The organism is Amycolatopsis sp. 505, from assembly GCF_031625235.1.
Classification (GTDB): Bacteria; Actinomycetota; Actinomycetes; order Mycobacteriales; family Pseudonocardiaceae; genus Amycolatopsis.
Window position 1 is genome coordinate 117,918 of the sequence record NZ_JACKQP010000003.1, and the last position, 20,413, is coordinate 138,330.

General features: G+C 75.2%; 8 protein-coding genes. 3 read left to right on the forward strand and 5 right to left on the reverse strand.

The genetic code is table 11. The features are described 5' to 3' along the window. Nucleotides 1-8: 8 nt before the first annotated feature. Nucleotides 9-4,385 carry an SDR family NAD(P)-dependent oxidoreductase gene (locus tag H5965_RS12350; protein WP_310969789.1) on the reverse strand — a complete coding sequence of 1,459 codons (4,377 nt, stop codon included), beginning with the start codon at nucleotides 4,383-4,385 and terminating at the stop codon, nucleotides 9-11. Nucleotides 4,386-4,413: 28 nt separating this feature from the next. Continuing rightward, nucleotides 4,414-12,279: a type I polyketide synthase gene (locus H5965_RS12355; protein WP_310969790.1), complete on the reverse strand. Its 7,866-nt coding sequence runs from the start codon at nucleotides 12,277-12,279 to the stop codon at nucleotides 4,414-4,416. 484 nt (nucleotides 12,280-12,763) lie between these two features. Here H5965_RS12355 and H5965_RS12360 point away from each other — a divergent pair, with 484 nt between their 5' ends. From H5965_RS12360 to H5965_RS12370, 3 genes are read left to right on the forward strand one after another with little or no spacing between them, the layout of a single operon-like run. Beyond that, nucleotides 12,764-13,993 carry a pyridoxal-dependent decarboxylase, exosortase A system-associated gene (locus H5965_RS12360; protein ID WP_310969791.1) on the forward strand — a complete coding sequence of 410 codons (1,230 nt, stop codon included), beginning with the start codon at nucleotides 12,764-12,766 and terminating at the stop codon, nucleotides 13,991-13,993. Between the two features lie 16 nt (nucleotides 13,994-14,009). After that, nucleotides 14,010-16,466, forward strand: coding sequence for a BTAD domain-containing putative transcriptional regulator (locus H5965_RS12365; RefSeq protein WP_310969792.1), 2,457 nt, complete (start codon nucleotides 14,010-14,012; stop codon nucleotides 16,464-16,466). A 40-nt stretch (nucleotides 16,467-16,506) separates the two neighbouring features. Further along, the gene (locus H5965_RS12370; protein ID WP_310969793.1) at nucleotides 16,507-17,433 is read left to right on the forward strand and encodes a TIGR03564 family F420-dependent LLM class oxidoreductase; all 927 of its coding nucleotides are present in this window, start codon (nucleotides 16,507-16,509) and stop codon (nucleotides 17,431-17,433) included. Here H5965_RS12370 and H5965_RS12375 read toward each other — a convergent pair. The 3 genes from H5965_RS12375 to H5965_RS12385 all read right to left on the reverse strand — a co-directional run bounded on the left by H5965_RS12375 (nucleotide 17,426) and on the right by H5965_RS12385 (nucleotide 20,349). Further along, complete coding sequence (locus tag H5965_RS12375; RefSeq protein WP_310969794.1) at nucleotides 17,426-17,914, reverse strand: carbonic anhydrase; 489 nt, start codon at nucleotides 17,912-17,914, stop codon at nucleotides 17,426-17,428. The two genes, H5965_RS12370 and H5965_RS12375, sit on opposite strands and share 8 nt — an antisense overlap. Nucleotides 17,915-18,106: 192 nt before the next feature. Next, nucleotides 18,107-19,378 carry an LLM class flavin-dependent oxidoreductase gene (locus H5965_RS12380; protein WP_310969795.1) on the reverse strand — a complete coding sequence of 424 codons (1,272 nt, stop codon included), beginning with the start codon at nucleotides 19,376-19,378 and terminating at the stop codon, nucleotides 18,107-18,109. After that, nucleotides 19,375-20,349: an LLM class flavin-dependent oxidoreductase gene (locus H5965_RS12385; protein WP_310969796.1), complete on the reverse strand. Its 975-nt coding sequence runs from the start codon at nucleotides 20,347-20,349 to the stop codon at nucleotides 19,375-19,377. The genes H5965_RS12380 and H5965_RS12385 overlap by 4 nt, the downstream gene beginning before the upstream one ends. Nucleotides 20,350-20,413: the final 64 nt, after the last annotated feature.

Sequence of the window (20,413 nt, forward strand, 5' to 3'; positions counted from 1 at the left end):
GGTGTCCCTCATTTCCGGGTGCCGGCCAGGCGGCGGCGCCGGCCCCGCGCGGATCCGGTGGTCGCCGCCCGCGGGGCGGGCGAGTCGGTGTCGGTCAGTGCGGCGGCGAACGCGGCCACGGTGGGGTGGCCGAAGAGGACGGCGGGGGCGATCGGCAAGCCGAGGCGCTTCTCCAGCGCCGCCACCATGGCCATGCCGACCAGTGAGTTGCCGCCGAGGTCGAAGAACGGGTCGTGCACGCCCACCGCGTCGATGCCCAGGAACTCGCCCCAGACGCCGGCGATGTCGGTCTCGAGCTCGCCGCGCGGGGCGGCGTACTCGGTCCGCAGCGGCGGCCGCGGATAGCGTGCTTTCGGCGTCGGCGCGGCGTCCAGGAGCCCGCCGAGGTCGTTGAGCTCGGCCAGCTCGCGGCGGGCCGACGGCAGGTCCTGGCGCAGCGCGACGACCGTGCCGCGGAAACCGTGGCCGGCGAGCTGGTCGAGCACCGCGCAGCCGGCTTCGGCGCTGAAGCCGTAGCGGCGGCGGTAGGCGAGGCGGGCTTCCCCGGTGGCCTCGTCGGCCCAGGAGTCGTGCTGCCAGTGCCCCCAGGCGACGGTCACCACCTGGGTGTCCGCTGTGGACAGTGCGGCGCCGTGGGCGTCGAGGACGCTGTTGGCCGCGCAGTAGTCGGCTTCGCCGATCCCGCCGACGACCGTGACGATCGAGGAGAACAGGACCAGGCGCCGGGGCCGGGCGGCCAGGAGCGGGCGGACCGCGTGGACCTTCGGGGCGAGCGTGCGGTGCAGGTCCTCGGCGGTGCGGCGCTGCGTGAGCCCGCCGCCCGGCAGGCCGGCGGCGTGCACGATCGAGTCGAGCTCGCCGAACCGCAGCTTGGCCTCCACCAGGGCTTCGGCCAGCTGTTCCGGGACGCCGGTGTCGGCCTTGAGCACCAGCACCTCGGCGGGCTCCAGCGCCGCGAGGTCGGCGGCGTCGGCGTCGCCGGTGCGGCTGATCAGGGCGAGCCGGCGGGCGCCGTGACCGACGAGGTGCTTCGCCACGATCATGCCGAGCCCGCGGGTGCCGCCGGTGATCACGTGCGTGCCGCCCCAGTCCGGCGTGCCGTCGCCGAGCGTGATCTCGGTGTACTCCTGCAGACGGCGGCGGCCGCCCCGCCAGCCGGCGAGCACCGGTTCCCCGGCGGCATCGTCGGTCCAGGGGCGGGCCAGCTCGTCGAGGAGGCACTCGGCCGGGGTCCCGGGTTCGACGTCGACCCCGCGCCACCGCAGGCCCGGGTACTCGGCCCGGACGCCACGGCCGAGCCCGTGCACCGCGGCGGCGTCCGGGTCGGTCAGGTCGCCGCCGGTGATCTCGGCCGCGCCGGTGGTGACGGTGAGCAGCCGGACGTCGTGGCCGTCGAGGGCCTGGACGGTCCGGAGGAGGTCGTCGAACCCGCCGTCGTGGACGACGTGCAGGGGCTGGGGGAGTGCTTGCGGGTCGGTGCCGACGGTCATCCCCGCTTCCGCGGCCAGCGTGGCGAGTGCGCGGTTCGTGGTGATCAGCGAGCCCTGCGGCGTGACCGTGGGACGGGTGGGGTCGAGACGCCACACCGGGGTGTAGAGCCGGCCGGCTTCGGAGGCGGGTCCGGCTTGGGTGCGGGTCGCCTGGGGCCAGAACTTCGTGCGCTGGAAGGGATAGCCGGGCAGGCTGACGGTACGGCCGCCGTGGTGCCGGGTCGTGATGCCGACGCCGAGCTCCCACAGCCGGGCGAGCGTCTCCAGCAGCGCGATGCCTTCGGCGGGGCGGTCCTCGACGGGCCAGGGCGCGGGCAGGGTGCCGAGCACGGCGGGGCGGGCGGCGCCGGTCTGGTTCTGGCGGACCAGGCCGCCGAGCGTCTGGCCCGGGCCGAGCTCGATGTAGGCGTCGACGTCCTGCCCGGCACAGTGCCGGACGCCGTCGGCGAACCGCACCGGGCGGCAGAGGTGGCCGGCCCAGTACCGCGGGTCGACGGCTTCGGCGTCGGTGAGGACGGTGCCGGTCGCGTTCGAGACGATCGGGATCCGCGGCGCCTGCCGGGGCACGGACGCGACCAGTTCGGCGAGCTCGTCGCGGGCGGGCTCCAGCAGGCTGGAGTGGAACGGGTGGGCCGAGCGCAGCGTGCGGGCGGCGAGCCCGGCGGCTTTCAGGTGCGCGGCAGCGGCTTCGACGTCTTCGGGCGATCCACTGAGGACGGTCATCTGCGGGCCGTTCAACGCGGCGACGTCGACCCGCATGGGGGAGAGCGCGTCGGCGATCTGACTCGCCGAAGCGGCCACGGCGAGCATCCGCCCGGCCGGAGCGCGCCCGATCAGCCGCGCCCGCCCGGTGACGACGTGCAGGGCGTCGGCGAGGGTGAAGACCCCGGCGAGACAGGCGGCGACGTACTCGCCGAGGCTGTAACCGACGAGCAGGTCCGGCCGGACACCGCGATCGGCGAGCAGCTGGGCGAGCGCGTACTCGACGGTGAAGAGGAGGGGGTGCGCGACCTCGGCGCGGTCGAGGAGGTCATCGCCCTGGCCGGCGCCGAAGAACGACGTCTCGACGGCGCGCGGTTCGGCGAAGAAGGCGCCCTTCAGGTCGACCCCGCACCGGTCGGCGGCGATGGCACAGCACGCGTCGACGGCGGCGGCGAAGACGGGCTCGTCCCGGTGGAGCTGGGCGGCCAGGCCGCGGTACTGGTCCCCGACGCCGGGGAGGAGGAAGGCGATCTTCGGGGCGCCGGGCTTGCGGTGGACGCCGGGGGCCTGGGCGGCGGCGGTGAGCTGCCGGACGGCGTCGTCGAGGCTGGTGGCCACGACGGCCCGTCGGTGGTCGAGGTGGGCCCGGCCTTCGCGCAGGGTGTGCGCGAGGTCGGCGAGGGACACACCCGTGCTCCCGCCGAGCCGCGTGAGCTGCGCGCTCAGCGCGGCGGCCGAGGCGGCCGAAACCGGGAGCAGCTCGGCAACCGGCGGCGCCGCGGACGGTCGTGAGTGGAAAGGCAGGTGAGAACCCTCTTTTTCACTCACGACCGGCTGCGGCGGTGCGGCCTCGAGGACCAGGTGGGCGTTCGTGCCCGACCAGCCGAACGAGCTCACCCCCGCCACCGCCGGGCGGCCGCGGTCCGGCAGCGGTGCCAGCCCCGTGGACGGCGTCACCGCCGAGTTCGCCAGCACCTGCTCGGCCGGGTCGTCCATGTGCAGGTTCGGTGGCACCTCACCGTTCTCCAGCACCAGCACCGTCTTGATCAGCCCCGCGATGCCCGCCGCGGTGTGGGTGTGGCCGATGTTGGTCTTCACCGCCCCGACCGTGAGCGGGCGGTCGGCCGGCCGCCCGCCGAACACGTCGCCGAGCGCACCCAGCTCGATCTCGTCGCCCAGCGGCGTGCCCGAGCCGTGTGCCTCCAGGAAGTCGACGTCCCCCGGCTCGGCCGCGGCGTCGGACAGGGCCCGGCGGATCACGTCGACCTGGGCACCGCGGTTGGGGGCGGTCAGGCCGTTGCTGCGGCCGTCCTGGTTCACCGCCGACCCGCGGATCACCGCGCGGATGCGGTGGCCGTCGCGCAGCGCGTCCGACAGGCGGGCCAGCACCACCATGCCGCCGCCCTCGCCCATCATGTAGCCGTCCGCGCTCGTGTCGAACGTGTGGCAGCGGTCGGTCGGCGACAGCAGCGCGTTGCGGCTGCTGTAGACGTACAGGAACGGGTGCAGCGCCAGGAATCCGCCGCCGGCCAGGGCGTAATCGCACTCGCCCGCCCGCAGCGCGCGGGCCGCGAGGTGCACCGCCACCAGCGTCGACGAGCACGCCGTGTCCAGCGAGAACGCCGGCCCGCGCAGGTCGAAGTGGTACGCCAGCCGCCCGGCGACGACGCTGGCCAGGCTGCCCTGGCCCATGTACGGGTCGGCGTACACGCCCGTGCCTTCGCGCTCCGCCTCGACCTGGCCGTACTGGAACGCGTCGGAAAACCCGAGCAGCACGCCGGTGCGGCTGCCCCGCAACCGCGGCGCCGGGGTGCCCGCGTCGTCCATCGCCTCCCACGCCAGCTCCATCAGCAGCCGCTGCTGGGGGTCCATCCGCAGTGCTTCCTGCGGGGCGTAGCCGAAGAACCCGGCGTCCCAGCCGTCCACTTCGGACAGGAAGGCGCCGCGGCGCCGGACGCCGGGCACGTGGTCGAACCGGCCGTCCGGGACGTCGCTGACTTCGGCGGCCCGGCCTTCGCGCAGCAGCTTCCAGTACGAGTCGACGTCGGGAGCGCCGGGGAACCGGCAGGACATGCCGATCACGGCGATGGGCTCGCTCTCGCGGGCCTCGTACTCGGCCAGCCGGCGGCGCGCGCCCGCGAGCTCGACCGTCGCCCGCTTCAGGTAGTCGCGAAGCTTGTCTTCGCCGGTCATAACCGAACCCCTATCCGTTCGCAAAAGGTCAGCGCTTGTCGATGAAGGCGAAGAGCTCGTCGTCCGTGGCGAGGTCGAGCGCGGGCTCGCAGCCGAGTTCGGCCAGGGCCGCCCGCAGCACCTCCGCCAGCCGGACGCGCTCCTCGGCGTCCGCACCCGGTAGGACTTCGCCGAGGGCCTCGCGCAGCCGCTGCGCGGGGTCCGGCGGGGGCGGGAGCAGCTCACCGAGCAGGTGCGCGGCCAGCAGCTCGACGGTCGGGTGGTTGAACAGCAGCGACGCGGGCAGCCGCAGCCCGGTCCCGGCGCCGATGCGGTTGCGCAGCTCCACCGACGTCAGCGAGTCGATCCCCAGTTCGCTGAACGGCTTCGCCGCCTCGACCGACGCCGGCGAGCGGTGCCCGAGCGCCGTGGCGACCTCCGTGCGGACGAAGCCGGTCACCGTCGCGGCCGCGGTTTCGCGGTCCAGCCCGGCGAGCTGCCCGGCCAGTCCGGCCGCCACCGGAGCGGCCGCGGCCGCGCGGCGCACCGGCACGAGACTCCGCAGGACGGCGGGAACCTCGTCGGCCGCCCGCAGCGCCGCGGTGTCCCAAGCGGACGCCACGACCGTGCCCGACAGCCCGAGTGCGGCGTCGAAGGCGGCGAGCCCCTGCGCCTCGGTGATCGGCCGGACGCCGGTGAGGCGCGAGCGGTCCGTCGAGGTCATCGCGGCGGTCATGCCGGTCGCCGTGTCCCACAGGCCCCACGCGATCGACACGCCCGGCAGCCCCCGCGCCGCCCGGTACTCCGCCAGCGCGTCGAGCGAGGCGTTCGCGGCGGCGTAGTTCGCCTGCCCGCGGTTGCCGAGCACCCCGGCGACCGAGGAGAACAGCACGAACGCGGCGAGCGGCTGGTCTTCGGTGAGCTCGTGCAGCAGCCAGGCGGCGTCGCGCTTGGGCCGCAGGACGGTGTCCAGGTGCGCTCGCGTGAGCCCGGTGACGGTCGAGTCGTCGAGGACGCCGGCCGCGTGCACCACCCCGGTGAGCGTCTCGCCGGCCAGGAGCGCGGACAGAGCGGCCCGGTCGGCGACGTCGGCGGCCACCACCCGGACGCGGGCGTCCAGCCCGGCCAGCCGCGCCGGGACGTCGCCGCCGCGGCGAGAGACCAGCAGCAGGTCCCGGACGCCGTGCGTGGTCACCAGCCGCTCGGCGACCAGGGCACCGAGCCCGCCCGTGCCGCCGGTCACCAGGACCGTGCCGCCGCCGAAGTCCACACTGGACGGATCGGCCGGGTACCGCGCCAGGCGAGGCACGAGGACCGCGCCGTCGCGCACGGCGAACTGCGGCTCGTCGGCGTCGAGCGCCGCGGCCAGCGGGGCACCGGGGCGGGCACCGGCGAGGGCGAAGCGGCCGGGGTGTTCGGCGATCGCCGAACGCACCAGGCCCCACACCGGCGCGCCGTCGGGCGAGCCCGGGTCCTGCAGGAACACCAGTTTCGCGCCGTCGCAGCGCTCGTCGAGCAGCCAGCGCTGCACGAGGTCCAGCACGGCGGGCAGTTCGTGCGCGGTGGTGAGCACGACCGGCGGGACGACCTCCGGCAGCTCCGTGCCGATCACGGTCCACTCCCGGTCGGTGCCGTCCCCCACCGGGGCGGGCGTCCATTCCACGCGGTAGAGCTCCGCGGCCGCCTTCGTCTCGGCGGCAGGCCGCAGCAGCAGCGACTCGACCCCGCCGAGCGGGGTGCCGGCGGTGTCGTAGAGGGCGATTTCGACGCCGGTGGCGGCCGAACCGGACAGCCGGGCCCGCACCGCACCCGGCAGGGGCGAGGTGACCCGCAGGCCGCCGAAGGAGAACGGGAGCAGCAGTTCGGTGCCGTCGAGGACCAGGGCGTGCAGCACCGCGTCGAGCACCGCGGGGTGGGCGGTGAACTCGCCTTCGGCGGGCAGTTCCACCTCGACGTACCGGTCGTCGCCGTCGCGCCACAGCGCGGTGAGGCCTTGGAACGCCGGCCCGTACTCGTAGCCGCGTTCGGCCAGCCGCGCGTAGGCGCCGTCGAGGTCGACCGGCACCGCTCCGACGGGCGGCCAGACCGGCAGGGGAGTGCCGGGTGCCTGCTCCGGGCTCACCGTGCCGGTGGCGTGCCGCGTCCACGGCCCGTCGCCGAGTCGCGTGTGGACGGTCAGCGGCCGCCGGCCGTGGTCGTCCGCGCGGCCGAGGCCGACCTGGACCTCGACCGCGCCGGAGGCGGGCAACACCAGCGGCGCTTCGAGCGTCAGGTCCTCGACGCTCCCGCCGTCCGCCGCTTCCAAGGCCAGTTCGGCGAACCCGGTGCCGGGGAACAGGACCGTGCCGCGGACGGCGTGCCCGGCCAGCCACGGCAGCGAGGTCAGCGAAAGCCGTCCGGTGGCCACGGAACCGTCGCCGTCGGCGACCGGGGTGGGGGCGCCGAGCAGGCCGCCGGAGTGGCCGGTGAGCCAGTAGCGCTGCCGGTCGAACGCCGAGGTCGGGACGTCCGGGTGGCGGGTGACCGGGCCGAGCAGCCGCGGCCAGTCCACGGCCGCGCCCCGGACGTGCGCCGCGGCGAGGGCGAGCAGGAACCGGCGGCGCCCGCCTTCCCCGCGGCGCAGGGTGCCGACGGCGGTGCCGTCGATGCCGGCGTCGGTCAGGATCTCCTGCACCGCCCCGGCGAGGATGGGGTGCGGGCTGACCTCGACGAACAGCGGCCGCCGGTAGCCGGCGAAGGCGCGGACGGCCGCGTCGAACCGCACCGGCTCGGCCAGGTTGCGGTACCAGTAGCCGGGGGTGAGTTCCGAGCCCGGCAGGAAGCCGCCGGTGCAGGAGGAGCAGATCGTGGTCGCGGTGTCGGCCGGCGCCAGCGCGCCGATTTCGGCGATCAGGGCGTCGCGGACGGCCTCGACGTGCGGGGTGTGCGCCGCGTACGCCACCGGCGTGCGCCGGATCTGGACGTCGGCGCAGGCGGCGGCGAACTCCTCGATCGCGGCCAGCTCGCCGCCGACGACGGTGCCGGCCGGGCCGTTGTCGACGGCCGGCCACAGCCGCCCGGCCCACGGCTCCAGCCGTTCCCGCACCTGCGCCACGGGCAGGCCGACGGCGAGGATGCCGCCGGTGCCGTCGAGTTCGGCGGTGAGGAGCCGGCTCCGGACGGCGATGATCCGGGCGGCGTCGGCCAGCGGCAGGGCTCCGGCGACGACGGCCGCGGCCAGCTCGCCTTGGGAGTGGCCGACCACCGCGGCCGGAGCGACCCCGGCGGCCTGCCACAGTCCGGCGAGGGCGACCATGACGGCGAACAGCACCGGCTGCACGACCTCGGTCCCCTCCAGGTCCGGCGCGCCGTCGGCGCCGGTGAGCACGTCGAGCACGGACCAGCCGGTGTGCGGGCGCAGGGCCTCGGCGGCGTCGGTGAGCAGCCGGGCGAAGTCCGGGTCGGCGGCGAGCAGTTCGGCGGCCATGCCGGGCCATTGGGCGCCCTGGCCGGGGAAGACGAACACCGGCTGGACGTCGCCGGCCGCGGTGCCGCTGACGAGCGCGGGGTGCGGGGCACCTTCGGCCAGGGCACCGAGGGCGGCGACGAGTTCGGCCCGGTCCCCGGCGACGACGACCGCGCGGCAGGAGCCGGGACGCCGGCGGGCGAGGACCGCGGCAGTGGCGGTGAGGTCCTCGTCGGCCGCGGTTCCGGCGTAGGTCCGCAGCCGGGCGGCGTGGGCGCGCAGGGCGGTGCCGGTGTGGGCGTGCAGGGACCAGACGAGCGGCCCGGCGGGCGCCGGCGCGGACTCTTCGGCGGGCACCGATTCCAGCACGACGTGCGCGTTGGTCCCGCTGATCCCGAAGCTCGACACCGCGGCCCGCCGCGGGCGGCCGTGCTCGGGCCACGCCCGGGCCGCCGACAGCACCTCGACCCGGCCGCTCGCCCAGTCCACGTGCGGGCTCGGCACCTCGGCGTGCAGGGTGCGTGGGATCGTCTCGTGCCGCAGGGCTTCGACCATCTTGATCACCCCGGCCACCCCGGCCGCGGCCTGGGTGTGGCCGATGTTCGACTTCAGCGACCCGAGCCACAGCGGCGTTTCGCGGTCCTGCCCGTAGGTGGCCAGGAGCGCGTGCGCCTCGATCGGGTCGCCCAGGGCCGTCCCGGTGCCGTGCGCCTCGACCACGTCCACGTCCTTTGTGGACAGTCCGGAGGCGTGCAGCGCGCGGCGGATGACCTGTTGCTGGGCCTGGCCGTTGGGTGCGGTGAGTCCGTTGCTGGCCCCGTCGGAACCGGTCGCGCCGCCGCGCAGCAGAGCCAGCACGGGGTGGCCGTGGCGGCGGGCATCGGACAGCCGCTCCAGCACCAGCATCCCCGCGCCTTCGGCGAACGCCGTGCCGTCGGCGTCGGCGGAGAACGCCTTCGCGCGGCCGTCGGCGGAAAGGCCGTTCTGGCGGGTGAAGTCCACGAGGTTGCCGGGGGCGGCCATCACCGTGACCCCGCCGGCCAGGGCGAGCGAGCAGTCGCCGCGGTGCAGGGCGTCGGCGGCCAGCTGGATCGCGACCAGCGACGACGAGCACGCCGTGTCGATGGTGAGCGCCGGCCCGCGCAGGCCGTAGGTGTAGGCGATCCGGCCGGACGCGACGCTCGGGGAGGTGCCGGTCAGGCGGTGGCCGTCGACGAGCCCGGTCGGTTCGTGCAGCCGCGGGCCGTAGTCCATGGCCATCGCGCCGACGAACACCCCGGTGTCGGTCCCGGCCAGGGCGTCCGGCTCGAGCCCGGCGCGCTCGATCGCCTCGTGGCTGATCTCCAGCAGGACGCGCTGCTGCGGGTCCATGGCCAGGGCTTCGCGGGGGCTCAGGCCGAAGAACGCCGGGTCGAACCGGTCGGCGTCGTGGAGGAACCCGCCGAACCGGGTGGCGCACGAGCCGGGGCCGGTGTCGCCGAGGAGCGTGTCGAGGTCCCAGCCGCGGTTCGCGGGCAGCTCGGTGACGGCCTCGCCGCCCGCGGCGACCAGGTCCCACAGCTCGGCCGGCGAGGTGATGCCGCCGGGGAAGCGGCAGCCCATGGCGACGATCGCGATCGGGTCATCCTGTTGCGGTGCAACGACTTCCACCGTATCGTCGGCCGGCCGGGCCCGCAGGTGCGTGATGAGGTGAGCAGGCGTCGGGAAGTCGAACAGCAACGTCGTCGGCAGCTTGAGCCCGGTGGCGGCCTGCAGCCGGGTGCGCAGTTCCACCACGCTCACCGAGTCGAAGCCGAGGTCCTTGAACGTGCTCGCGGGGTCGATGCCGTCGGCGTCGGCGTGGCCCAGGACGGCCGCGGCGGTGGCCAGGACGAGGTCCGCCACCTGCGTGGGGTCGACGGCGACCGGCGCGGCGGCCACCTCTTCGCCGAGCCAGTACCGGGTCCGCTGGAACGCGTAGGTCGGCAGGTCCACCAGGCGCGTGCCCGGCACCTCCCACCGCACCCCGGCTCCGGCCACGAACGCCTCGGCGAGGCTGCGCCGCAGGCGTTCGCCGCCACCGTCGTCCCGTCGCAGCGTCCCGGCGACGGCCACCGTGCGGTCGTTCGCTTCGGCGGTCTCCTCGATGCTGCCCAGCAGCACCGGGTGCGGGCTGCACTCGACGAACCGCGCGCCCCCGGCGGCCAGCGCTCCGGCGGTCGCCGCGGCGAACCGGACCGGACGCCGGAGGCTTTCGAACCAGTACCCGGCGTCGAGCCCGGCGGTGTCGAACGGTTCGCCGGTGAGGGCCGAAACGAAAGTGACCGAAGTGGACACCGGGCGCACCGGGGCCAGGAGCCACAGGATCTCGTCCCGCAGCGGGTCCACGGCCGCCGAGTGCGACGCGTAGTCGACCGGCAGGATCTTCGCGCGGTACCCGTCCTCGGTGAGGGTGGTGTGCAACGCCGCCAGCGCGTCGGCCGGTCCGGACAGGACCACCGACCGGGTGCCGTTCACCGCGGCCACCGACACGCCGGCGGGCAGCAGTGGCCGGACGACGTCTTCGGGCGCGCCGGCCGACATCATCCCGCCGCCGCGCGGCATCCCGGCGATCACCCGGCTGCGCAAGGCCACCACGCGGGCGCCGTCGGCCAGCGACAGCGCGCCGATCGCGGTGGCCGCGGCGATCTCGCCTTGGGAGTGCCCGACGACGATGGACGGCGTGAGTCCCGCGGCGCGCCAGACCTCCGCCAGTGACACCATGACGGCCCAGAGGGCGGGCTGGACGACGTCGACGCGGTCGAGGTCGGCGGTGCCGGCGCGCAGGTCGTCGAGGAGTTCGTAGCCGAGGAAGGGCGCCAGCGCGGCCGAGCACTCCGCCAGCCGGCGGGCGAACACAGGGGAGTCGCGCAGCAGCGCACCGGCCATCTCTGGCCACTGCGAACCCTGCCCCGGGAACACGAGGACGTCGGCGCCGTCGACGGTCCGCCCGGTCACGACGTTCTCCGACGGCGTACCGGCGGCCAGCGACGCGAGGTCGTCGAACACGACCGCGCGGTGCTCGAAGAGCTCCCGGGTGCGCAGCAGCGACCGGGCGACGTCGCCGTGCGCGGGCCCGGGGTGGTCGGCGAGGTGGCCGGCGAGCGCGCGGGCCTGGGCGGGCAGGGCGGCGGCCGACCGGGCCGACAGCACCAGCGGGACGTCGTCGTCGGCGACGTCCTCGGGCTGGGGAACCGCCGGCGCCTCGGCCAGGACGAGGTGGCAGTTGGTGCCGCCGACGCCGAACGAGCTGACCCCGGCGACGAGCCGGTCCTGCGGCCGCGGCCAGTCCCGGTCCTCGGTCACCACCTCGAGGTTCAGCGTCCCGAACGGGATGGCCGGGTTCGGCGTGGCGAAGTTCAGGCTCGGGCTCAGGCGGCGTTCGGACAGGCACACCAGCACTTTCAGCAGCCCGGCGATGCCCGCGGCGCCTTCGAGGTGGCCGACGACGGTCTTGACCGAGCCGACCTGCAGGGGCTCCGGGCGGTCCCCGGCGAACGCGGCCCCGAGGGCTTCGGCCTCGATCGGGTCGCCGACCGGCGTGCCGGTGCCGTGCAGCTCGACGTACTGGACGTCGGCCGGGGCGACGCCGGCGTCGGCGCAGGCCAGCCGGATCACCTCGGTCTGCGCCTCGGCCCGCGGCACGGTGAGGCCGTCGCCGCCGCCGTCGTTGTTCACGGCGCCGCCCAGCAGGACCGCGTGGACGCGGTCGCCGTCGGCGAGTGCGACGCTCAGCGGCTTCAGGACGACCAGGCCGCCGCCCTCGCCGCGGACGTACCCGTCGGCGCGGCTGTCGAAGGTGTGGCACCGGCCCTGCGGGGACAGCGCCCCGAAGCGGTCCACGACTTCGGTGCCCGCTTTCAGCAGGTTGAGGTTCACCCCGCCGGCGAGCGCGACGGCCGCGCTGCCGCGGCGCAGCTGCTCGGCCGCCAGGTGCACCGCCACCAGCGACGACGACTGGCCCGAGTCGACGGTCAGGCTCGGGCCGCGCAGCCCGAGCACGTAGGAGACGCGGTTCGCGATGAGGCTGCGGTGGGTGCCGGTCAGGGTGTGCGGCCCGGCGCCGAGGCGGTCGTGCAGCAGCGCGTAGTCGCCGTTGATCGCGCCGACGACGACGGCGGTGCCGCTGCCGCGCAGCGTGCCGGGCGCGATCCGGGCGTCCTCACAGGCTTCCCACGCCAGCTCCAGCACCAGCCGCTGCTGCGGGTCCATCGCCGCGGCCTCGCGCGGGGAGACCCCGAAGAAGGGTGCGTCGAAACCGTCCACATCGGACACGAAGCCGCCGCGTCCCGGGTCGTCGCCGTCGGTCCACCGGCCGTGCGGGACCGCGCCGACGGCCTCGCGGCCCTCGGCCAGCAGCCGGCGCAGCCACGCCGGGGACGGGGCGCCGGGCAGCCGGCAGGCCATGCCGACCACCGCGATCGGCTCACCGGGAGCAGGCAGGGAAGACATAGTTCACCCATCGTCGGAAGGGATACCGGAAATCGGGGAATGCGTGATGCTGTCCGAATTGCACCGGTTCCCGGGAATTTCCCGGCGGTGCTGGTGGATTCCGATCGTGCGGGCTGCGCACCCCGTTCGTCAAGGGGCGTTCCCGGGGCCCGCGGTGGCAGGCAGGCGACGGCAGGAAGTTGCCACCGGAGCGGGCCACCCGGCTGGAGCAGTGCGGGTGGGTGACTGCGCCGAACGGTGTGGTCAATCGCTCTGAACTGCGGAAATGTCTGTCCGGTCCGGTGTGGATGGTGTCCTCAAGTGACCGGGTGGACACAGCAGGTACACCTGGGTGCCCGGGTCCCCACCCGGGTGCCGAATCTGGGTGAGGACTACCCATGTCCGGGTGGGTGGGTAGTTGCTTCAGTGTTCGCAGTGCCGCCCGTGACCGACGGCGGTGCCTTTTCCGGTTGCTATTTCCCCGTGCTCGAAGAAAAGGAAAGCGATGGCGAACACGACGGAAGCCGCGGCGGCCCCGTTCGGCCGCGCCGGCGGTGTGCTCACCGTGGGCGGCGTGCCCGTGGACCGGCTCGCGGCGCGGGTCGGCACCACCCCCTTCTTCGCCTACGACCGCTCGCTCGTCACCACCCGCGTCGAGCGGGTGCGGGCCGCGCTGCCCGGCGACGTCGAACTCAGTTACGCGGTCAAGGCCAACCCGATGCCCGCGCTGCTGCACCACCTCAGCGGCCTCGTCGACGGCCTCGACGTCGCCTCCGCCGGTGAACTGCGGCAGGCCCTCGACACGACCGTCCCGCCGGAGCGGATCAGCTTCGCCGGGCCGGGCAAGACCCCGGCCGAGCTGGCCCGCGCGGTCGCCGCCGGGGTCACCGTCGAGCTCGAGTCCACCACCGAGCTGGCCCGCGTGCGGGAAGCCGGCGACCGCCTCGGCCTCACCCCGCGCGTGGCGCTGCGGGTGAACCCGGACTTCGCCGTGCGCGGGTCCGGCATGCGCCTGGGCGGTGGCCCGCAGCAGTTCGGCATCGACGCCGAGCGCGTCCCCGCCGTGCTGGCCGAAGTCGGCGCCGCGGGCCTGGACTTCCAGGGTTTCCACGTCTTCGCCGGCTCCCAGAACCTGCGCGCGGAAAGCCTGTGCGAGGCCCAGCGTGCGACGGTCGACCTGGTGCTGCAGCTCGCCGAGGCGGCGCCCGGCCCGGTGCGGTCGGTGAACCTGGGCGGCGGCTTCGGCATCCCCTACACCGCCCGCGACACGGCGCTGGACCTCGACGAGGTCGGCGAGAACCTGGCGAAGCTGCTGGACGTCTCGCTGCGGCCCGCGCTGCCGGACGCGCGCGTGGTGATCGAGCTCGGCCGCTACCTCGTCGGCGAGGCCGGGGTGTACCTCACCCGCGTGGTCGACCGGAAGGTCTCGCGCGGCACGACGTTCCTCGTCGTCGACGGCGGCCTGCACCACCAGCTGGCCGCGTCCGGCAACTTCGGCCAGGCCATCCGCCGCAACTACCCCCTGGCCCTGGCGTCCGCACCCGGCGGTCCCGAAGAGACGGTGACGGTGGTCGGCTGCCTGTGCACCCCGCTCGACCTCCTCGGCGACAAGGTTTCCCTGCCCGGTGCGGCGATCGGCGACCTGATCGCGATCTTCCAGGCCGGCGCCTACGGCCTGACCGCCAGCCCCACCGCCTTCCTCGGGCACCCGGCGCCGCCCGAAGTCCTCGTCTGATCCCGGAGGGAACACCGTGCAGACCACCGCGCTCCAGTCCGTGCCCGTGACCAGCTTCCGCGTCCTCGGCCTCCTGCAGGTCCGCGGCCACGAGCCGGTCGTCGTGACCGCCCGCCGCCAGCAGGTGGTGCTCGCGCTGCTGCTGCTCAACGGCAACCGCGTGGTACCGCTGGAGGTGCTGCTCGACGCTCTGTGGGGCGCCGCTCCGCCCGCGACGGCCCGGGCGCAGGTCCAGACCTGTGTGTCGGCCCTGCGGCGGGCGCTGGCGAAGGCGGGGCTGGGCGAGCGGATCTCCGCGCGCGGCAGCGGCTACTGTCTCGACCTCGCCCCCGGGGAACTGGACCTGCACGAGTTCGAGACGCTGGTGGCGCGCGGGCGGGCCGCCCGGCGGCCGGAGGAGGCGCGCGCGGCGTTCCGCGACGCGCTGGCGCTGTGGCGCGGGGAACCGCTCACCGGGATCGACAGCGGGGTCGTGCGCGCCCACCAGGTCCGCATCGCCGAGCGGCGGGTGGAGGTGCTCGAGGACTGCCTCGACGCCGAGCTCGAGCTGGGCCTGCACCGCGAGGTTGTCGGCGAGATCTCGGTGCTGACCGAGGAATACCCGCTGCGCGAGCGGTTCGTGCTGCAGCTGATGACCGCGCTGCACCGGTGCGGCCGCCGGGTCGAGGCGCTCGCCGCCTACCGGGCCGTGCGCCGCCGCTTCGTCGACGAACTGGGCCTGGAGCCCGGCGCCGCGCTGCGCGAGCTGCACCAGGACATCCTCGCGGGGTCGAGCGAGGCACCCGCGAGCGGCCGTGCGGTCCCGCGGATGCTGCCCGCGCGCCTGCCGTACTTCACCGGGCACGAGCGGCTGCTGGCCGGGCTGCGGCGCGGCCTGACCGACGACGGACCGGGCGCCGCGGTGGTCACCGTCCTCACCGGACGCGGCGGATCGGGCAAGTCCGCCGTGGCGGCCGAAGCCGCGCACCGCGCCGCACCGGCGTTCCCCGACGGGGTGCTCTACGCGCGCCTCGCCGAGGAGGACGCCGGCGAGGTGCTGGCCCGGTTCCTGCACGCACTCGGCGTGCCCGCGGCGGAGATCCCCGATGAGCTGGACGGCCGCGCCGCGCTGTACCGCAGTGTGCTCGCCGGACGCCGGGTGCTGACCGTCCTGGAGGACGCCGCCGGCCTGGCGCGCGTCACGCCGTTCGTCGCCGACGCCCGGGGCTGCCGGCTGCTCGTCACGACCACCGCCCGCGTCCCGTCGCTGCCCGGCGTGACGGTGGCCGAGCTCGACGTCCTGGACGGCGCGGAAGGGGTCGAGCTGCTCTCGGCCCTGGTCGGCGAGGACCGGGTGACGGCGGAGCTGTCGGACGCGGTGGAGCTGGTCGAGCTGTGCGGCGGCCTGCCGCTGGCGGTGACGGCGGCGGCCACCCACGTCGCGGCCCGGCCGGGGCGGACCCTCGCCCAGGCGGTGGCCCGGCTGCGGGCCGAGGACGACCGGCTCGGCCGCCTCGGCGCGGGTGTCCGGGCGGCCGTCGGGCGTGGCCTGGAGGAGTTGCCCGGCCCGGCCCGGGACCTGTTCGCGCGGCTGGCTCTGCTGCCCGCGGGGAGCTGGGCGGGGTGGGCGGCTTCCGCGCTGGCGGACGTGGGCCCGGCCGAAGCGGCCGACATGCTGGAGTCGCTGGTGGACGCGCGGCTGGTCGACGTCGCCGGTGCTCGGTACCGGCTACCGTCGCTGACCCGCCTGCTGGCGCTGGAACTCCTTGCCGCTCAACCCCTTCAGGTGGTGTCCCGGCGATTGTTCGGAGCCTGGCTGGCGCTGACGGACGAAGTCCGGGGCGTCGAGGCGGGGAAGGCCCCGCGGACGCCGGTGGTGGCCGACCTCGGCGACCCGGGCACGTGGTACGAGCGCGAGTGCGCGGGCCTGCTGGCCGCGGTGCGCCAAGCGGCCGAGGTGGGGGAGCCGGGGTACTGCGCGGAACTGGCGCTGGCGGTGGCCGAGCTGGCGGGCGCGCGGGGCCGGTACGCGGACTGGCGCGAGAGCGGCGAGACGGCGGTGCGCGCGGCGGTCCGTTCGGGCGACCGGCACGCCGAGGCGGCGCTCGAGCGGTCGCTCGGGGAGCTGGCGGTCCGCGAAAGCCGGTTCGCCGACGCCGCGGGCCGGATCACCCGGGCGCTCACCGCCGGCGACGAGGCCGGGGGCGTGAGCTGGGACGACCTGGTCCGCGAGGTCCTGGCGGGGGTCGACCGCGCCCGCTCGGCGGTGGTGGCCGCGCCCGCGGTGCCGGGCTTGCCCTCGGGCGAGCCGGGGGCAGGCAATCGGACGGCGTCGCCGCGGATCGCGTTGGGGCGCAACCAGTTCGAGCTGGCGGCGGACCGGGCGCAGGGGGACGGGTCACCCAGGTCGGCGGGCCGCGCCGGACACCGCCGGTTGCCCCGCCCGCGGCCGATCTCGTGGCGGCGGGAGTCGGAGTACCCCGAAGAAGCCTGAGCCGCTCTGTCCCTCCCCAGCCTGTCCCGAAAGGAACGTCATGACCATCGGTGCCGCCCTGCCCGCCGGCGACCTGTCCGGGGCCGCCAACAGCGTCGAAACCCTGCTCGCCCAGACCCGCGAGGCCGCCGGGGCCGGCCTGCGGTCGGTCTGGTTCTCGCAGCTGTTCGACCACGATGCCCTCACCCTCGCCGCCCTCGCCGGACGCGAGGTGCCCGGCATCGCCGTCGGGACCGCCGTCGTCCCGCTCTACCCGCGGCACCCGCTCCACCTCGCCGCCCAGGCGCAGACCGCGCAAGCCGCGGCCGGGGGCCGGTTCACCCTCGGGCTCGGCCTCGGCGTGCAAAGCCTGCTGGAGCCCGCCTTCGGCTTCGAATACCCGCCGCCCATCACGTCGCTGCGCGAATCGCTCACCGTCCTGCGCGACATCTTCGACGGCCGCCGCCCGCTCTTCGACGGCGAGACCTTCACCGCCTGCCCGCCGCTGCCCACCGCCGTGCCCGGGGGTGGCGGCGTCCCGATCGTCGTCGCCGCGATGGGACGGCAGGCGCTGCGCGTGGCCGGCGAACTGGCCGACGGCACCCTCCCGTTCCTGGCCGGCCCGCGCGCGCTCGCCGAGCACGTGGTGCCCGCGCTCACCAAGGCCGCCGCCGACGCCGGCCGGCCCGAACCCCGGGTGATCGCCGCCGTCCCGGCGGTGGTGACCGACGACGCCGAGACGGTCCGGCAGATCGCCGCGGTCCACCTCGGCTATTACGGCGACATCCCCTCCTACCGCCGCATCCTCGACGCCGAGGGCGCCACCCACGCGGCCGACCTCGCCCTGATCGGCGACGAGCGCACGGTCGAGGCGGGCCTGCGCCGCTACTTCGACGCCGGGGCGACCGAGGTCGTCCTGATCCAGTCCGGGATGCGGTCCGCCCGCGAACGGCTGCGCACCTGGCAGCTCGCCGGATCGCTCAGCTGACTTCGTTGAGCTTGCCCGTCGCGACGTCGAAGACGAAGCCGCGGATCGAGTCCTTCTTCGGGATGAACGGGCTGTTCCGGATCCGTGCGATCGACTGGCGGACGTCGTCGTCGAGGTCGGTGAAGGCTTCGGCGGCCCAGGGCGGCTTGATCCCGACTTCGTCCTCGATGGACTTCTTGAAGCCGTCGTCGGTGAAGGTGAGCATGCCGCAGTCGGTGTGGTGGATGAGGATGATCTCCTCGGTGCCCAGCAGCCGCTGGCTGATGGCGAGGGACCGGATCTCGTCCTCGGTGACCACACCGCCGGCGTTGCGGATGACGTGGGCCTCGCCCTCCTCGAGACCGAGGACACCGTAGACGTTGAGGCGCGCATCCATGCAGGCGAGCACGGCGACGTGCTTGGCGGGCGGCAGCGGCAGCGGCCCGGAAAACCGGGCGGCGTAGGCGGCGTTGTTGGCCAGGAGTTCGTCGGTGACGGACATGCCGGGTCCTTCCGAAGGGCGAACGGGCTGCCTTCGCAGTGGACTCGCCCCGCGGTGCCGGCGCAAGCGTGCCCACGACCTGGACGCGGCGATGGCGTGTCCGACCCGGCTCGCCCCAGGGCAGACCAGCTCGCCGACGAGATCGCGAGCCGCAAACGGACCTGACCGGCGCCCGGCCTCGCCGGACACGCCCTACGGCAGCTCCAGGTGCTCCCGCAGCGTCGTGCCTTCGTACGACGTCCGGTAGACGCCGCGGTCCTGCAGCTCCGGGACCAGCCGGTCGACGATGTCGTCGAGGGCCGCCGGGACCAGGTGGGGGCTGATGTTGAACCCGTCCACCGCGCGCGTGCGGACGTACCTGGCCCACTCGTCGGCGACCTGGCCCGGCGTGCCCACGAAGCCGTGCTGGCGCGGCTGGACTTTGAGGACCAGCTGGTGGATCGACAGCTTCTTCGCCTCCGCCAGCTCCCGCCACCGCTGGATCCGCTCGCGCTTGCCGGTGCGGTCGGCGATCGAGATCGTCCCGCGGGACGGGTCCAGTTCGCCTTCGACGGGCTCGAGGTCCGGCAACGGGCCGTGCGGGTCGTACGCCGACAGATCCCGGCCCCAGTACTGCTCGAGGAACGCCAGCGCCCGCTGCGGGGTGATCTGGCGCCGCCGGACGTCCTCCGCGCGCTCGGCCGCGTCGGCCGGCGTGTCGCCGAGGACCACCGTTGCGCCGGGCAGGATGCGGACGGCGTCCGCCGGCCGGCCGTGACGGGCCAGCCGCTCGCGCAGGTCCGTGGCGTAGGCGACCGCTTTGTCGTAGGCGGTGTTGGCCGAGAAGACGACGTCCGCGTACTTCGCCGCCAGCTCACGGCCGCCGGGGGAGTCGCCGGCCTGGAACAGCACCGGACGGCCCTGCGGGCTCGGCGGCACGGTCGGGGCCGCCCGCAGGTTCACCAGATCGGTGTGCCGGTCCACCCGCCCGGTGCCGGCCCAGAGCGCCAGCGCGGCTTCGACGAACTGCGAAGCCCGTTCGTAACGGCGTTCGTGGGCCAGCCAGCCGCCGCGGCGGAAGTTGGCGCCCGTCCAGGCGTTGTCGGTGGTGACGATGTTCCAGCCCGCCCGGCCACCGGACAGGTAGTCCAAAGAGGACAGCCGGCGGGCGAGGTCGGCCGGGAAGTTGTAGGTGGTGTTCTGGGTGGCGACCAGCCCGATCCGGGTGGTCGCGGCGGCCAGCGCGCTCAGCTGCGTGATCGCGTCCGGGCGGCCGGCGACGTCGAGGGCGTGGACGCGGCCGCGGTTCTCCCGCACCCGCAGGCCTTCGCCGAGGAAGAACGCATCGAACAGCCCGCGTTCGAGCGTCCGCGCCACCGACACGTACGTCTCGATCGCGGTGTGGTCGGCGTTCGACGGGTCGTCCCAGAGGAACTGCGGGCCGACACCGGTGTAGAACACGCCCAGGTGCAGCCGCGCGCTCATGCCACACCCCCGAACAGGCTCGCCGGGCGGGCGAGCCCGAGCGACTCCCGCAGGGTGGCGCCCGGCTCCGGCGGGACGAGCAGGCCTTCGCTGCGCAACGCCGGCAGGACCTTGCCGGCCAGCACCGGCAGGGCGGCCGGGACGCCCGCGTGCAGCCGGACGCCGTCGACGCTGGTCGCCAGCCAGCCCAGCAGCTCGGTGAGGCCGGGCGCGGATCCGGTGTAGCGCAGCCGGTCCTGCCGCGGCCGTCGCCCGGCCGAGCCGTCGAGGACCACGTCCACCTCGGCGAAGACCAGCGGTGCCCCGGTCTCGCGGGCGCGCCGGGCGCGGTTGCGGACGTCGTCGAGACCGGCGCCGCCCACCAGCACGACGTCCGGGCGGGCGGCCTCGACCAGCGCGTCGGACGCGAGCACCGGCGGCCGCCCTTGCGGGGGCCGCGGGGTGATCAGGGGGCCTTTGACCGAGAACCGCGTCCCCGTGAAGTCGACGTGGTGGACCTTGTCCGGGTCGAGGTAGCGGCCGGTGGCGACGTCCTTGAGCACGGCGTCGTCGTCCCAGGAATCCCACAGCCGGCGCACGACTTCGACGACCTCGGCGACTTCGTGGTGCAGCGCGTCGGGGTCCAGCCGGGAGCTGCCGACGGTCGCCAGTGCCTCGGCCGAGCCGTCGGCGCCGACCACCCAGGCGGCGCGCCCGTGCGAAGCGTGGTCCAGACTGGCGAGCTGCGCGGCCAGGTGGAACGGCTCGGCCGTGGTGACGTTCACGGCCGGCGCCAGCCCGAGCCGGTCGGTCAGCGTGGCGACGTACGCCGCGCGGGTGGTGGCGTCGAGCCGCGGGCCGCCGAGCGGCGAGTCGTCGAACGTGGCGAAGGTGAACCCGGCCCGCTCGGCGGCCGTGACGGTGCCCGCCAGAGCGCCGGGGGCCGGCTCGCCGTCCAGCTCCACGGCGACGTGCAGGCTGCGAGAAGTCATGCTCCACAGCTATCCCGTGCCACCGTGGCGGCGCACGTGCGTTCAGGATGTGGACACAGCACAA

What these genes read in the sequence shown, in the direction of transcription:
- H5965_RS12350 (WP_310969789.1), bottom strand. Translation starts at nt 4,385, where the DNA reads ATGACCGGCGAAGACAAGCTTCGCGACTACCTGAAGCGGGCGACGGTC.
- H5965_RS12355 (WP_310969790.1), bottom strand. Translation starts at nt 12,279, where the DNA reads ATGTCTTCCCTGCCTGCTCCCGGTGAGCCGATCGCGGTGGTCGGCATG.
- H5965_RS12360 (WP_310969791.1), top strand. Translation starts at nt 12,764, where the DNA reads ATGGCGAACACGACGGAAGCCGCGGCGGCCCCGTTCGGCCGCGCCGGC.
- H5965_RS12370 (WP_310969793.1), top strand. Translation starts at nt 16,507, where the DNA reads ATGACCATCGGTGCCGCCCTGCCCGCCGGCGACCTGTCCGGGGCCGCC.
- H5965_RS12375 (WP_310969794.1), bottom strand. Translation starts at nt 17,914, where the DNA reads ATGTCCGTCACCGACGAACTCCTGGCCAACAACGCCGCCTACGCCGCC.
- H5965_RS12380 (WP_310969795.1), bottom strand. Translation starts at nt 19,378, where the DNA reads ATGAGCGCGCGGCTGCACCTGGGCGTGTTCTACACCGGTGTCGGCCCG.
- H5965_RS12385 (WP_310969796.1), bottom strand. Translation starts at nt 20,349, where the DNA reads ATGACTTCTCGCAGCCTGCACGTCGCCGTGGAGCTGGACGGCGAGCCG.